We start from the raw sequence: 14,196 nt of genomic DNA, 5'->3' as shown, positions 1-14,196 counted from the left end.
TTGGTGCTGGTCAGCGGGTGAAGGCACTTTCGCCGGTGAGGGCGCGGCCAATGATGAGTGCGTTGATCTCGTGGGTGCCTTCGTAGGAGTAGACGGCTTCGGCGTCCGCGTGGAAGCGGGCAACGTCTGTGTCCAGGGTGATTCCGTTGCCGCCCACCACTTCGCGGGCCAATGCGACTGTTTCGCGCATGAGCAAGGAGGTCTGCATCTTCGCCAGGGCCGAGTCCTGGTCGCGGTAAATGCCCTTCGCCTGCTGCTCAGTCAGGCGCACCACCAAGGACAGGGAGGAAGTGACATTGCCGAGCATCCGTGCGAGTTTCTCCTGGACGAGCTGGAAGGAGCCCACCGGACGGCCGAACTGCTGGCGTTTGGTGACATAGGCCAGTGCTGCTTCGAAGGCGCCGGCCTGGAGGCCGGTGGCGATCCAGGCGACGTCAGAGCGCATGGCCCGAAGCATCGCGGCGACGTCCTTGAACGAATTCACGTTGTGCAGCCGCATGGACTCCGGCACGCGGACGCCTTCGAGGGTGATGTGCGCGTTCTGCATCATCCGCAGGGACGTTTTGCCATGGATTTTCTCCAAGGTGACACCGGCCGCGGTCCGGTCCACAAGGAAGGCCTTGACTTGGTTGTCGGCGACGTCGCGGGCGAACACGGCCAGGACGTCGGCCGTGGACGCGCCGCCGATCCAGCGCTTGGCACCGTCCAGGACCCAGGTTCCGCCGTCGGCGTCCTCTTCGAAGCGGGCTGTCGTGGACAGTCCGCCGGCGATGTCCGAACCGGATTCAGGCTCGGTGAGCGAGAAGACACCCCTGAGCGAAAAGTCGATCACCTGGGGCATCCACTCCTCCCGCTGGGTTTCGGAAGCGCCCACGCGGATGGCCGTGCGGAAAAGCCCCGCCTGCGACGTGTACCACGTTGCCAGCGACGCGTCCGTGCGGGCCAGTTCGAAGATCCGGAAGCCTTGGTAGATACCCCGGGCCGGGACTCGCCCAGCACCCGGGGCGCCCGTCAGTTCGGCAGGTTCCATCAGGTCCAGGTCGATCAGCGGCTGGCCGAGTTCGGTGGGGAATTCGCCACGCTCCCAGTGATCCGCGAGCAGCGGGTGCGCCTTCTGGTCCAGGAAGCTGCGAAGCCTGCCCAGGACCCGGCGTTCACCGTCGGTCAGCAGGGACTCTGCGTCGTAGTAGTCGCAGACACCGTACAGGCGCTCCTGGGTAGCCGCTGTCCGACCTGCGGGCACGGTGGTTTCAGTGCTCATCTCAGCCACCGAGCCCGAGGAGGCGGACGGCGTTGCCCTTGAGGATCTTCGGGCGGACCTCGTCCTTGAGCGGCAGGTCGGCGAACGCGCCGAGCCACTTCTGCGGGGTGATGAGCGGGAAGTCGGTGCCGAAGAGGACCTTGTCCTGCAGGTAGGAGTTGGAGGCCTTCACCAGGGATTCCGGGAAGTACTTCGGCGACCATCCGGAGAGGTCGATGAACACGTTCGATTTGTGCGTCGCAATGGAGTTGGCCTCGTCCTGCCACGGCACGGAGGGGTGGGCCATGATGATCTGCAGTTCCGGAAAATCCGCTGCCACGGCGTCCAGCAGCAGCGGGTTCGAGTAGGCAAGCTTGATTCCGTAGCCGCCCGGCAGGCCCGCGCCCATGCCGTTCTGGCCGGTGTGGAAGATCGCCGGCAGCCCGAGCTCCTGCAGCGTTTCCCAGAGCGGGTAGAACGCTTCGTTGGATGGATCGAAGCCCTGCAGGGAGGGGTGGAATTTGAAGCCGCGGGCGCCGAGTTCGATGGCCTGGTGCTTTGCCCCGGCGATCGCGTCTTCCCCGGTGCGCGGGTCAACGCTGCCGAAGGGAATCAGCACATCGTTGTTGCGGGCGGCGCCGGCAATCAGTTCCGGGATGCTGTTGGGTTCGTGCTTGAGCTGGGTGCGGGCGTCCACGGTGAACACGACGGCGGCCATGTTCAGTTCGCGGTACACCTCCGCGATCCGGTCCAGGGACGGGGTGCGGTCCTCGGCCTTGAAGTACTTGGCCGAGGCTTCCGTCAGTTCCTCCGGCAGGGAGCCATGGCCGCAGCTGTCCACCTCGAGGTGGACGTGCATGTCGATGGCATCGAGTTTCGCCGGGTCGATGGCCAGTTCGTAACGGTCGGCCATGGTCAGCGGGCCTCGGCGGGCTGCGCGGGCTGTACGGGCTTCAGGTCCTCCGGCAGCGGGAGGAATTCCTCGCCGTAGCTCTGGAGCGTTTCCGCAGTGAACAGCTGGCCGGCGTTTTCCTGCAGGGCTTCGTAGCTCCAGCCGCCCTCGCGGTATTCGGTGGTGGCCGCTTCCGGGTGGGTCCAGACCTGCAGCCGGTCACCGCCGGCACCGATGGCCTGGCCGGTGATGTTGGCGGCCTCATCGGAGGCGAGGAAGGCAATGAGTCCGGCGACGTCGTCGGCCGTTCCGAACCCCAGGTCGTGGCGGAAGAAGGACGGCATGGCCTCGCCACGCTCGTCGGCTTCCACGGCCTTCTGGAAGTACGGAACAGTCTTGGTCATAGCGGTGGCGGCCACCGGGATCACGGAGTTGACCGTGACGCCGGCCTTCTTCATTTCCAGTGCCCAGGTGCGGACCATGCCCACGATGCCCGCCTTGGCTGCGGCGTAGTTGGTCTGGCCGAAGTTGCCGCGCTGGCCCGTCGGGGACCCGATGGTGATGATGCGGCCCTGGACGTTGTTTTCCTTGAAGTAGGCAAATGCCTCGCGGACGCAGGTGAAGGTGCCCTTAAGGTGGACGTTGATGACCAGGTCGAAGTCCTCATCGGTCATCTTCAGCAGGGACTTGTCCCGCAGAATGCCGGCATTGGTGACCAGGATGTCCAGCCGGCCGAACGCCTCCACCGCACCTGCAACCAGCGCTTTCGCAGCCTCGCTCGTTCCCACCGGAACCACCACGGCGGTGGCACGGCCGCCGTCGGCCTCAATCCGGGCCACAGCCTGCGCCGCGGTTTCAGCGTTCACATCGTTGATAACGACGGCGGCCCCTTGACGGGCGAGTTCCCGGGCGTAGGCGAGGCCAAGTCCCTGGCCGCTTCCGGTGACGATTGCTACTTTTCCTGACAGGCTCATCGCTGCTCCTTTGCATTGCGCCTTGCGGCGGATCTTCTGGGAGCCGGTGTGTGATGCCCGTCTCCCTTGCCTGGTTCCATAAGAAACCAAATCCTTGAAAAAGTCAATCATTTATTTCTGCATTCAAACTCGCGCGACCCTGTCCCATGCGCCGCGAGTCCAAAATTTCCGCTATTACGGGAGTCGGTGGGATCATTGAATAATTCAACGAACAAGCCCGCCGGCCCGAAAGGCATCATGACACTCCAGGCAACGGACGCCGCCGCCAACCCCAGCGAGCCTTTCTCGAGGCTGGCGGAATCAAGCATCAGCAACGACATGGGCTTCCTGCTGGCCAAGCTGCACGCGGCCGGAAGTGTGCTCAACAACGCCGCCCTCGCCGAATTCGGCCTCAAAGAGCGCTCCTACTCGGTGCTGGCGCTAGCCTGCGGCAACCTCGGCCCCACCCAGCGAGAGCTGGCCGAGTTTCTCAGTCTTGACCCCAGCCAGATTGTCGCCCTCATTGACGAACTGGAGCAGCGAGGCCTGGTGGAACGCAAACCGGGAGTGTCAGACCGGCGGCAGAAGCTCGTGGCGGCGACCTCGAAAGGCCGAAAAGTCCACGCCTCCGCGCAGAAGGCCGCCAAAGTCGCCGAGGACCAGCACCTGAGCATGCTCACCGCGCAGGAAGTTGCCTCGCTGCGGTCCATCCTCCGCAAGGCCGTGTGGGCGGAGGAGACCCGGGCCGAATAATTGCCACGGAAGTCAGGCAATTGTTGAGGGTAACAGTCTGGTCCGGCGAACGTGCAGCAGGCGATCGCCGGCACGGCAGGAATGATGTCTAGGGTTACCGGCAGCATTTCCGCGGCCGCGGCCGTCGCGCTAAAGCCCACGACGAGTCATAATCTTCTGGATCAACTGCACACGGGAAATTCAACGTAGTGGAGCCTCCTGTCAGATTCGAACTGACGACCCCCGCTTTAGGTCTGGACGCCTTTCAACGAGCGGTGCGGGTCAAATTTTGCCCGGAATCTAGCGGTTTCTGGGCTCCGCGATGAGCGACGAATGCTCGTCCTTTGTCGTTGATTGGGGTGAGTAAAAGGTGAGTCGGTCGAAATTGCCACAGCATCGGCCGGTCGCGGCTTTTGGCCCGCGCTTCATTGCCGTCTGTTCAGGGCAGGCCCTCCAACCGCCGGTCGACACTGACACAAAGGTGACAAGCAACCGGACCCGGTAGACGTGAAGATGGAAATGAAACGGATATGGGGCCACGGCTTTGCACCCGGCATCGTCCGCTGACTAGACCTGAACTTACCAACTAAGCGCGGAGCGCTTGATTGTATATATCCGACAGAATCCGGGGCCTCGGAGGAAACTAGCGTGAGTCTTGTGAACTTCGGAGCTCTTTGGCGGTGTTCTGGTGACGCTCTTTGTCGTTAGTTGCCGATGACCAGGGTGCTGGCGGCCGCTTCGATGACGTCGTCGGTGATGGTTTCGAGTTGGTTGATTTTCAGTACCCGGGTGATTTGGGGGAAGATCCGCTCGAGGAGCCGGAAGTTCCCGCGGGTGATTCGTTCGATTGCTGCGATTGCTTGAGCGTCGGTGAAGTCGTCTGGGTCCAGTGAGCGGCCGAGTCGTTTCCAGTGCCGATCGAGGACGAATAGGAGTTCGTCGCGTCCGAGTGCCCTGTAGCGGTGCGAAAAGCCCAGACGGCTGTAGAGCTGGGGGTAGTGGCGGAAGCGTTGGTCGATGCCGGGCATGCCGATGAGGATGATCCCGAGGTGGGTGCGGTCGTGGTTGTCGCGGAGGAGTTCCAGTGCGGTTGGGGTGAGGCGTTCGGCTTCGTCGATGATGAGCAGTTCGACTAGCTTGGTGATGCCATTCATGATGCGAGGGGTTGTTGTGTCGTGGCGGCGGAGGTGGTCATCGATGCAGGATCCGATCCGTACTTGTGAGCGGAGGATCTCGTCCATGAGGTTCTTAGGTCGACAGAGGACTTCGGGGGTGTAGAAGACGGTCCGGGTTTTGTTGGCGAGAAAGGAATGTTTGGCATGGTCTTCTGCGTCGCGGGACCGCCACTCTGTTATGTAGGGTTCCAGGGCATCCCAGTTGGCGTAACGCCGGGCGGAGTAGGTTTTGCCCACTCCCGCGTCGCCATGGCAGATTCCAATGGTGTGCTCTTTTCGCACGGCGTTGGCGAATCCCGCCACACGACGACCGTGTCCCCGGGCTCGGCGTAGGCGAGCAGCTTCTTCATCCCCGGGCGCTCCATCGCGGCCCTGCTCCCGGACGTGACGTCAGCGAACACGTCGCGCTTTTGGACTCCGGAATCGACAAGCGCGTCGAGCTGCAGCTTCGCGTCCTGGCCAGATGTACTCACGCGCGTATACCCAAGGTGCCTCACTCTGCCATTGTGCCTCAGAAAACCCGGGTAAGCGCTCGTCCGAGACGTTTAACGGTGAGGCACCTTTCCAAGACAACAGCCAGGCCGATAACACGCCGGTTTCCGGAGCCCTCCATGGCGCTAGGTCGGTGTCTTGGAAAGCTTTGGGTTATGAGACGTCTGAGTGTGTAGCGTTTAGGGCACCTTCACCGGGCATTTTCTCGGGCGGGTATGAACTGTGTGAACTTCGGCGCTCTTCGGCGGCGTTCTTTCGCTTCAGAGTGGCGGGTCTGCGCATCACCGACGACCTGGTATCTACTTCATGGTCGTTCGATGCCGTCGAATGTGTCTAGGACTTCGATTGCGTGGGTGGTGGGGTCGTATGGAGGGTTGCCTATGCCTTGAGTGGTGGGTTCCGTTGTGACCTTGGCCCATAGAGAGTCGGCGTTTCCTTCGGCGAGGGTGAGGATGGTGTCGCGGACGAAGGCGTCGCGGGTGATCTGTTCTTTGCTGGCGCCGGGCTTTGTCTGTCCGACGATGCCATACATCTCGGACCCGTGCACAGCGTGTGCGCCTTCGACCGACCCGATCGAGAGCAGGTGAGCGTTTCCGCCTGCTGCGGCGTGGGCAAGTGCGCCGCGAGCTTGGGGAAGGGTGAAGGAGAAGTCGGTCAGCAGCGCCCCGCGGACCTCGACAGGGGTGCGCCCGTCGACGTCGTACGCGGCGATGATCTTTTGCGCGCGGCTGCGGGGGATGCGGTTCCGGGTGGCGAATTCGTCCACGAGGGCGTCGATGCTGCCGGGGTCGAAGTCTGCGGTCCTGTTAAGGACCCACCAGTCGGTCTCGTGAGTGGCGCTGCTGAAGACGATGTCGACGTCGCGATGAAGGCCTGATTCAAGGATCCGCATGGGGTGGTCTGCGAGGATTCCGCCGGGCTGGGTGCGGTCATCGACGATGGCGATGACGTCGCTGTCGACTCCGTGTGCCGATCCGGGGTCTGGGGAGATCGTGCTGCTCATCGCGTCCGCGAGTGCCTGCGCGTCGACGGTCAGCAGCTGTTCCGGATCGTCGCGGATCCCGAGTTCGGTCAGGACCGCTACCGCCCGCTGCTCAGCGCCCCAGGCCGGGACCTGTCGTGAGGGCATGCCGGAGAAGGCGGCGATGTGGTGGTAGAGGTCGTCTGCTGTGGGGGCTGCGAGCAGGGCGAGGCTGTTGAAGGCGCCGGCGCTGTGACCGGTGACGGTCACGTTGTGCGGGTCACCGCCGAACCGCGCGATGTTTTCCCGCACCCACCGCAGAGCGGTGATGATGTCCTGCAGGCCGAGGTTCGAGGCCTCGGCCAGTGCGCCACCGTATTGGGAGAGGGAAAGCCAGCCGAATGCGCCGAGACGGTAGTTGATGGACACACCGATCGCCCGTCCGGTCGCGGCGAGCCCGGACGCGTTCGAGGTGGTCTGCGTGTTGGAGCCAAGCACCCATCCGCCGCCGAAGGTGTAGACGATTACAGGCAGCCGCTCATCTCCCAGATCTGTTGGTGCCCAGACGTTGAGGTTCAGGCAGTCTTCGCTGAATCCGTTGTCGGCTTCCAACCAGGACGTGTCCCCGGCCTGGATCGGAGCCGGGCCGAGCTCGTCGTAGGGCAGATCAGGGTTGTAGGGCAGGAGCGTCGGCTTGCGGAAGCGTTCTGCGGTGGCGTAGGGGATGCCGAGCCAGGAGCGGACCGGGTGTGTAGGTGTCGTGTCAGTCATGAGAGGTGTCCTTTCGATCGGAAGGCGTCGTGGGGGTGTCATCGCTTCGGGAATCGTCGGCGATGTCGTCGCGGAGTTGTGCCCAGTGGCGGAGCCGGTCGGTAATGGCGCGCTCGTATCCGCGGGTGGTGGGTTGGTAGAACGTTTCCCGGGGCAGGCCGTCGGGGAAGTAGTCCGCGCCGGAGAATCCGGTTTCCGTGTCCGGGTCGTACTGGTATCCCTTGCCGTAACCGAGGTTTTTCATCAGTCGGGTGGGGGCGTTCAGGATGTGGGCGGGGGGCATGAGTGAGCCGGTGCGTTTCGCGGTCGCCCACGCCTTGTTGAAGCTTCGGTACACGCCGATCGACTTCGGAGCGGTCGAGAGGTACAACACGGCTTGGGCGATAGCGATCTCTCCCTCCGGGGAGCCGAGGCGTTCGTAGACGTCCCACGCGGCGAGGGCTTGCTGCACGGCGTGAGGGTCCGCCAATCCGATGTCTTCGTTCGCGAAACGCGTGATCCGTCTGGCAATAAACAACGGATCCTCACCGCCGAGCAGCATCCGTGACAGCCAGTACAAGGCCGCGTCGGGGTCAGAGCCGCGCATGGACTTGTGGAGCGCGGAAATGAGATTGTAGTGCCCCTCCTGCGACTTGTCATACAGCGGTGCCCGTTTCTGCACTGCGGCAGCAAGCGCCGCCGTATTCACCGGGCTGGGGAGGGCCTGGACCTGTTCGATCATGTTCAACAGGTACCGGCCGTCTCCATCGGCCATGGCTATCAGCGACTGTCGTGCGTCCACGTCGAGGGGGAGCGGTGAACCAGTGAGATCTTCCGCCCGGTTGATGAGCGTGTCTAGAGCGACCTCGTCTAGCCGCTTCAGCACGAAAACTTGGCTGCGGGACAGGAGTGCCCCGTTGAGTTCAAAGCTCGGGTTTTCTGTTGTCGCGCCGACGAGGATGATGGTGCCGTCTTCGACATAGGGCAGGAACGAGTCCTGTTGAGCACGGTTGAACCGGTGGATCTCATCCACGAATAGCAGTGTCCCTTGTCCGATCTCCCGCCGTTGCTTCGCTGCCTGGAAGATTTTTCGAAGGTCGGCGACTCCTGAGAACGTTGCCGAGAGCGGTTCGAACACCAGGTCGGTGTGCTCTGCGAGGAGCCGCGCGATGGTCGTTTTCCCGCACCCGGGTGGGCCCCACAGCACCATCGACACCAACCGATGACCCGCGACCATACGCCCGATCGGAGCGTCATCTGAGAGAAGGTGTCCCTGCCCGACAACGTCGGAGAGAGCGCGAGGGCGAAGCCGGTCAGCCAACGGACGCGACGTATCATCGACATCGAACAGGGACGGGATGTCAGTCACGACGGCTCCGCGTGATGCGCGTCGGCGAGATCGTAAGAGGTGTGGACGAGGTTCTCGATCAACTTCGCCGTGATTCCCTGGCCCGGCCCGACGGAGATCCAATGCCTCTTGTCGAGGTAGTGACCGACGGTGATCGACTCGTGATCCCGGCGCAACGCGTCACCGTGGTGCGGGCCGGCTTTGATGGTGATGATCTGCAGGTCGGGGTCATCGTCGGTGACAATCAAAAAGACTTTCTCGCCGGCTTTCCAGACGTCAAGGTGCGGGGTGAACGGGTGCCCGTGAGACACGTCGGGGAGGGATGCCGCAGTGTTGCGGGCGATCTGCTGCAGCCGTTCCCCGGACAACGTCACTGCGTGCCCTGCCCGAACGTGGCGGGGTCGACCGGTCGCTTGGCGCGCGGAAGATTATCAACGACTCGCAGGTACGACTCGGTGACCAGGTCCTCGACCAGCGACGCGGAGAGGTCCCCTGAGGGGTGCAGGGTGATCCAGTGCTTCTTGTTCATGTGGTAGCCGGGTGTGATGTCCTCGTGCTCGTCCTGCAGCGCCTTGCTTTCTTCCGGGTCCGCTTTCAGGATCACGATCGGCTCACCGGTGGAGAAGGTCATCAGCATGAAGACCTTCTCCACCACCTTGAACACCTCCCATTCCGGCCCGAACGGGTGCTCGAGATGCGCACCAGGGAGCTCCTGTACTCGTGCCCGGGCGTGCTCCTGCAATTCGGGACCGTTCATGCGAAATCCTCCATGGTGGGCTAGATTGGACACTGATACGTACCAGTGTACGCACTAGGTCAGACATTGGAGAGATGTGCGACGAGGAAAGCCGAACGACCCAGGTCGCCGCGCTCGGATTCTGGAGGCCACCCTTGAGGTCATAGCCGCCGACGGCGTGGCCGGCGCGTCGTATCGGGGTATCGCTGCGCACGCCGGGGTGCCACTGGGGTCGATGACGTACTACTTCCCCACCCTCGAGGGCCTCATAGTCAGTGCTTTCGACTCGACCCGCAGTCACCTCGGACCCCGCTACGAGACACCGCTAGGAGACGCCCGGACGCCGGCGGACATCGTGGATGTGCTCGTCGCCGCAACAATCGGTGCAACGAGCCCAACGCTCGACAACATCCGCCTGTATGCCGAGATCCGGCACTACGGCATCCGCCACCCAGACGTCGCGTCAGTCCTGCAAGCAGTAGAGGATGACGCCCTGGCGATGATCCACGGTCTCGTACCGGAGAGCACAGCCGTCACGATCAACGCACTGCTGTGGGGGTGGTGGAGCCACCGCCTCGCCCACCCCGACGGAGCCCTGGACGAGGCGATGGTGCGTCGGGCATTCGAAGCCCTAGTCGCCATCCCCGCCACCGATGATCCCGTTCACACGAAGGAGAAATCCCATGCCTGAGACCATGCGCGCTATCCGCCTCACCGGCCCCGCCGACTTCGACGGCCTCGCCGTCACCGACGTCCCCATCCCCGAAGTCCGCCCCGGCTGGGTGCGCATCAAGGTGAAGGCGTTCGGTGTCAACGAATCCGAAGTCACCAGCCGTCAAGGCGAATCCGACTCCGACTTCACCTTCCCCCGCATCCTCGGTATCGAAGCCGTCGGCGTCGTGGACGCCATCGGTGACGGCGTCGACCTTGCCCTGGGTCAGAAAGTCGCCACGATGATGGGCGGGCTAGGCCGAACCATCGACGGTAGCTACGCCGAATACACACTCGTCGACGCCGCCAACGTGATCCCGTTCGACACCGACCTCGGCTGGGAGGCCATCGGTGGGCTCCCCGAGATGCTGCAAACCGCGCACGGCTCGATCACCACCGGACTGCGCCTAAAGGCCGGGCAGAGCATCCTCATCCACGGCGCGACCTCCACCGTAGGACTCACCGCGGTCGCTATCGCACACCAGCTCGGCGCGACGGTCTTCGCGACCACCCGCAACCCCGCGCGCGCCGACCTGCTTACCGGAGTGGGCGCCGACCACGTCCTCATCGACGACGACACCCTCACCGACACGATCCTCGCAATCACCCCGGACGGTGTTGACGCTGCGCTCGAGTTCGTAGGCGCCACCGCCCTCCCCACCATCCTCTCCGTGATCCACCCCAGCGGGACGGTGTGCTTCGTCGGCGCGCTCGGCGGGAACTGGACCATCCCCGACTTCAACCCATTCACCATCCCCACCCGAGTGCACCTCACCAGCTATGCCGGCGAAGCCACCGACCTCCCCACCGACGCCCTCGACCGCTACCTCGCAGCAATCAAAGCCGGCACGTTCCGCACCGTCATCGCCGACGTCTACGAAGGGCTCGAGAAAGTGGCCGACGCGCACCGCAACCTCGAATCCCGCCACCAGCCCGGGAAGCACGTCGTTGTCATGCCCACACCGTGAACGCCGAACTGGCGACCGCGCTACGTCTCAAGAAAGTAAGGGTTTCGAGACAATTTCTGGCTGGTCCAAGGGAGCGCGACAAATAGCGCCGCCAAAACACCGCCATTTACCGCTGAAAGTCACACGTGAGTCTTGATGTACAACGGCACTTTCCCGCACAAAGGACCATCAATGACGATTCAGGCGCCTCCGGCGCAACGACCGCACGCTACGCAATTCTGGAAACGGCCCGGCAGCAGGTTCTCGAAAAAGGTGAGGGGCTGAGGGAGGACCAACTCGCCGGACGAGGCAGTGCCCGCCGCCCTGCAGCTCGCCCACGAAGTACGACTGAAACACTGCGGCGAGGACGTCGAGGCGGAAGGCATCATCTCCATCAAGACCGGCGGGTGCCCAGAGGACTGCCACTTCTGCAGCCAGTCCGGCCTGTTCGACTCCCCCGTCCGCGGCGTCTGGCTCGACATCCCCGAGCTCGTGAAGGCCGCGAAGGAAACGGCCGCCACCGGCGCCACGGAGTTCTGCATCGTGGCCGCCGTCCGCAGCCCCGACATCAAGCTCATGAACCAGATCAAGTTCGCGATCGACCGCATCCACGAAGAAGTGGACATCAACATCGCCTGCTCCCTTGGGATGCTGAGCCAGCGCCAGGTGGACCAGCTCGCCGAATGGGGCGTGCACCGCTACAACCACAATCTCGAAACGGCCCGCAGCTACTTCCCCGAGGTCGTCACCACCCACAGCTACGAGGAACGCCTGGAAACCTGCAACACGGTCAAGGCCGCCGGCATGGAACTCTGCTGCGGCGCCCTGATCGGCATGGGCGAAACCCGCGAGCAGAGGGCAGAACTCGCGGCCCAGCTCGCAGCCCTCGAACCGCACGAAGTCCCGCTGAACTTCCTCAACCCCCGCCCCGGCACACCGCTCGAAAACCAGGGCATCATGGACGGGAAGGACGCCCTCCGTGCGATCGCCGCGTTCCGCCTCGCCATGCCCCGCACCGTGCTCCGCTACGCCGGTGGCCGCGAACTGACCCTCGGCGACCTCGGCACACGGGAGGGTCTGCTCGGCGGCATCAACGCCGTCATCGTCGGCAACTACCTCACCACGCTGGGCCGGCCCGCAAATGCCGACCTGAACCTTCTGGTGGAATTGAACATGCCCATCAAGGAACTCCAGAAGTCACTTTGAGCACTGGATCTACCAGCGCAGCCACAACACGCTACTGCGGGCATTGCGGTGAGCCCACCGGCGTCGGAGCCGCACCGGAAGATGACTGCCCGACGTCGGACGCTCACCAAAGCTGCGCACATCGCCTCGCTATGGAGCCGCCGCGCTACTGCGCGGACTGCAGGCGACGCATGAAAGTCCAGGTCACCCCGCTGGGCTGGACCGCCGAATGCTCACGCCACGGCAGTCGCGCAGCATGAGCTTGATCCAGCACAGCCTAATCCAGCGCGAACGGGCGAGTCTGTGGCACCCGTATGCCCTGCCCCAGCGTCGGGGGATCTTGCCTTGGGGAGGTCGAGGCGGCCGACGGCGTGCGGGTGCGGCTCCGCGATCAGCCCCCATACCGGCTGCCCAAGGGCGTAAAGCAGGGCGTACTTGGCCACGACTTCGACGGTCTGGCCCAGAGACAGGTTGGTCCGCTCAACGGAGCACGAGCAGCATGGGCGGCGTGGCGAAGCGGTCGAAGAACGACAGGAACCCTACCGACGGCGGACAGATTTGGGCACCTCGTCCCGCCGGTTACCGGAGCTTGTGTGGTCCAGCATCTGGCTAGCTGCTTCTCTTTGTGATCCCGCAGTTACGGAGGGCAGCGGCGCAGCAGCACCGCAGGCATATTCGGGCATCCGTCACACTCCATGAGGAAGGATTTTCCCCGCCAATAGGATGTGACCTGACCGGCCAAGGGTGGAGATGGGTTACTTCCGCTTGTCCATCAACAGGTTGGTGATGCGCATGGTGCATAGCCGCTGGCCTGCCTCGTTGGCGATGAGCACTTCGTGGGTGGTGAGTGTTCCGCCCAGGTGGATGGGTGTGGCAGTGATGGTGATCTGTCCCTGACGGGCGGAACGGTGGTGCTTTTCCGAAACGTCTATACCCACGGCAGTCTTGCCCAGGGTGCTGGCGTGTATCACGGCTGCCCAGGATCCCACGGCTTCGCCGACCGCGAGGGACGCGCCGCCGTGCAGCAGGCCGAACGACTGCCTGTTGCCCTCCACTACGGAGGCGAACGCCTCATTGATCTCTACGAAGTCCAGGTCCTCCACGGCCCAGCCCGCTGTTTCCAGTGCCTTGCTGATGGCGCGGGCAGGTTTGTCCGGCAGCGAGGTGTCCGGACCGGCGGTCTGTCCAGGGGCCTCGACTGTCGCCAGGATCTCAAGCCCGTGCGTTTCCGCGTAGCCGCGGGTGGTCAGGACAACGGCGGCCGCGCCGTCGTTCAGCGCGGAGGCGTTGCCAGCGGTCACCGTCCCGGCGGCGGAAAAGGCCGGCCGGAGTTTGCCCAGTGATTCTTCGGTGCTGTTGGGACGCACACCCTCATCTGTTGTTACGAGTTCGGACTCCCCCCGGGGCCGCGGCACCTTGACCGAGATGATCTCGAGGTCAAAAAGCCCGGCAGCCTGGGCGGCCGCGGCACGCCGGTGGGAATCGGCGGCAGCTTGGTCCTGATCGGCCCGGAGGATTCCCAGCGCCGCGTTGGCGCGGTCGGTGGCCAAGCCCATGGATTCCTGGTCGAAGGCGTCCGTGAGGCCGTCGTGGGCGGCGGAGTCGATCAGGGGCGCGTCCCCGTAGAGGTGTCCGGTGCGGGATCCGGGCAGCAGATGCGGGGCGTTGGACATGGATTCCTGCCCGCCGGCGACAACCACCGCGGCTTCTCCGAGCCGCAGCAGCCGGGTTGCCTCGATGATGGCGCTCAGCCCGGACAAGCACACCTTGTTGACGGTGGCCGCGTGGGCACTGAGCGGTATACCACCGGCGACGGCGGCCTGCCGGGCAGGATTCTGGCCGGCGCCCGCCTGAAGGACATGACCGATGATGACCGCTTCGACGGCGTCCGGCCGGACCCCCGCCTTCTCCAGCGCACCGGCGATCGCCGCACCACCTAGCTCAACAGCGGACAACGGGGCGAGCTGGCCCATCAGCTTGCCCTGCGGTGTACGGGCTGCACCAACGATGACAACATCTGAACTGGTGTTCATTTTTCTCCTTGGACGGGTGGCGGGCGGAAGCACCGTGATCT

General features: G+C 64.0%; 13 protein-coding genes and 2 pseudogenes. 5 read left to right on the top strand and 10 right to left on the bottom strand.

The genetic code is table 11. The annotated features are described in order from the left end of the window. Positions 1-10: 10 nt before the first annotated feature. From AB4Y73_RS13500 to AB4Y73_RS13490, 3 genes are read right to left on the bottom strand one after another with little or no spacing between them, the layout of a single operon-like run. Positions 11-1,261, bottom strand: coding sequence for an acyl-CoA dehydrogenase family protein (locus AB4Y73_RS13500; protein WP_441872365.1), 1,251 nt, complete (start codon positions 1,259-1,261; stop codon positions 11-13). A 1-nt stretch (position 1,262) separates the two neighbouring features. Continuing rightward, positions 1,263-2,153, bottom strand: a complete 891-nt coding sequence (locus AB4Y73_RS13495; protein ID WP_441872363.1) for an amidohydrolase family protein — start codon at positions 2,151-2,153, stop codon at positions 1,263-1,265. Positions 2,154-2,155: 2 nt separating this feature from the next. Continuing rightward, positions 2,156-3,106, bottom strand: coding sequence for an SDR family NAD(P)-dependent oxidoreductase (locus AB4Y73_RS13490; protein ID WP_441872361.1), 951 nt, complete (start codon positions 3,104-3,106; stop codon positions 2,156-2,158). A 237-nt stretch (positions 3,107-3,343) separates the two neighbouring features. On the opposite strand from AB4Y73_RS13490, the gene AB4Y73_RS13485 reads away from it, so the two are divergent. Continuing rightward, positions 3,344-3,838 (top strand): MarR family winged helix-turn-helix transcriptional regulator, encoded by a 495-nt coding sequence (locus AB4Y73_RS13485; protein WP_441872359.1) that lies wholly within the window; start codon positions 3,344-3,346, stop codon positions 3,836-3,838. 683 nt (positions 3,839-4,521) lie between these two features. Here the strand turns inward: AB4Y73_RS13485 and AB4Y73_RS13480 are convergent. From AB4Y73_RS13480 to AB4Y73_RS13455, 6 genes and pseudogenes are all read right to left on the bottom strand, one after another. After that, positions 4,522-5,295, bottom strand: a complete 774-nt coding sequence (locus tag AB4Y73_RS13480) for an AAA family ATPase (RefSeq protein ID WP_441872357.1) — start codon at positions 5,293-5,295, stop codon at positions 4,522-4,524. Continuing rightward, positions 5,289-5,489: pseudogene (locus AB4Y73_RS13475) on the bottom strand (recombinase family protein); the annotation flags it as partial. The gene AB4Y73_RS13480 and the pseudogene AB4Y73_RS13475, both read right to left, overlap by 7 nt. Positions 5,490-5,788: 299 nt before the next feature. Then, positions 5,789-7,216 carry a carboxylesterase family protein gene (locus AB4Y73_RS13470; protein WP_441872355.1) on the bottom strand — a complete coding sequence of 476 codons (1,428 nt, stop codon included), beginning with the start codon at positions 7,214-7,216 and terminating at the stop codon, positions 5,789-5,791. After that, complete coding sequence (locus AB4Y73_RS13465; RefSeq protein ID WP_441872354.1) at positions 7,209-8,564, bottom strand: replication-associated recombination protein A; 1,356 nt, start codon at positions 8,562-8,564, stop codon at positions 7,209-7,211. The genes AB4Y73_RS13470 and AB4Y73_RS13465 overlap by 8 nt, the downstream gene beginning before the upstream one ends. Further along, positions 8,561-8,917: an MmcQ/YjbR family DNA-binding protein gene (locus AB4Y73_RS13460; RefSeq protein WP_441872352.1), complete on the bottom strand. Its 357-nt coding sequence runs from the start codon at positions 8,915-8,917 to the stop codon at positions 8,561-8,563. Before AB4Y73_RS13460 ends, AB4Y73_RS13465 begins: the two co-directional genes overlap by 4 nt. Next, positions 8,914-9,300: an MmcQ/YjbR family DNA-binding protein gene (locus AB4Y73_RS13455; protein WP_441872350.1), complete on the bottom strand. Its 387-nt coding sequence runs from the start codon at positions 9,298-9,300 to the stop codon at positions 8,914-8,916. Before AB4Y73_RS13455 ends, AB4Y73_RS13460 begins: the two co-directional genes overlap by 4 nt. Before the next feature lie 76 nt (positions 9,301-9,376). Here AB4Y73_RS13455 and AB4Y73_RS13450 point away from each other — a divergent pair, with 76 nt between their 5' ends. From AB4Y73_RS13450 to bsaP, 4 genes and pseudogenes are all read left to right on the top strand, one after another. Beyond that, a complete protein-coding gene (locus AB4Y73_RS13450) occupies positions 9,377-9,970 on the top strand; it encodes a TetR/AcrR family transcriptional regulator (protein ID WP_441872348.1) in 594 nt (197 codons plus the stop codon). After that, positions 9,963-10,958 carry a zinc-binding dehydrogenase gene (locus AB4Y73_RS13445; RefSeq protein ID WP_441872345.1) on the top strand — a complete coding sequence of 332 codons (996 nt, stop codon included), beginning with the start codon at positions 9,963-9,965 and terminating at the stop codon, positions 10,956-10,958. The genes AB4Y73_RS13450 and AB4Y73_RS13445 overlap by 8 nt, the downstream gene beginning before the upstream one ends. 167 nt (positions 10,959-11,125) lie before the next feature. Next, positions 11,126-12,143, top strand: a pseudogene (gene bioB, locus AB4Y73_RS13440) (biotin synthase BioB). Continuing rightward, positions 12,140-12,382 carry a biotin synthase auxiliary protein BsaP gene (gene bsaP / locus AB4Y73_RS13435; protein ID WP_441872343.1) on the top strand — a complete coding sequence of 81 codons (243 nt, stop codon included), beginning with the start codon at positions 12,140-12,142 and terminating at the stop codon, positions 12,380-12,382. Before bioB ends, bsaP begins: the two are co-directional and overlap by 4 nt. 495 nt (positions 12,383-12,877) lie before the next feature. Here the strand turns inward: bsaP and AB4Y73_RS13430 are convergent, their stop codons facing one another. Continuing rightward, positions 12,878-14,155 carry an acetyl-CoA C-acyltransferase gene (locus tag AB4Y73_RS13430; RefSeq protein ID WP_441872341.1) on the bottom strand — a complete coding sequence of 426 codons (1,278 nt, stop codon included), beginning with the start codon at positions 14,153-14,155 and terminating at the stop codon, positions 12,878-12,880. Between the last annotated feature and the right edge of the window lie 41 nt (positions 14,156-14,196).

This window comes from Pseudarthrobacter sp. TAF60_1 (genome assembly GCF_052113505.1).
Lineage (GTDB): Bacteria > Actinomycetota > Actinomycetes > Actinomycetales > Micrococcaceae > Arthrobacter.
Note: the sequence above shows the minus strand (reverse complement) of the source record. Positions and strands in the feature narration are given on the sequence as shown.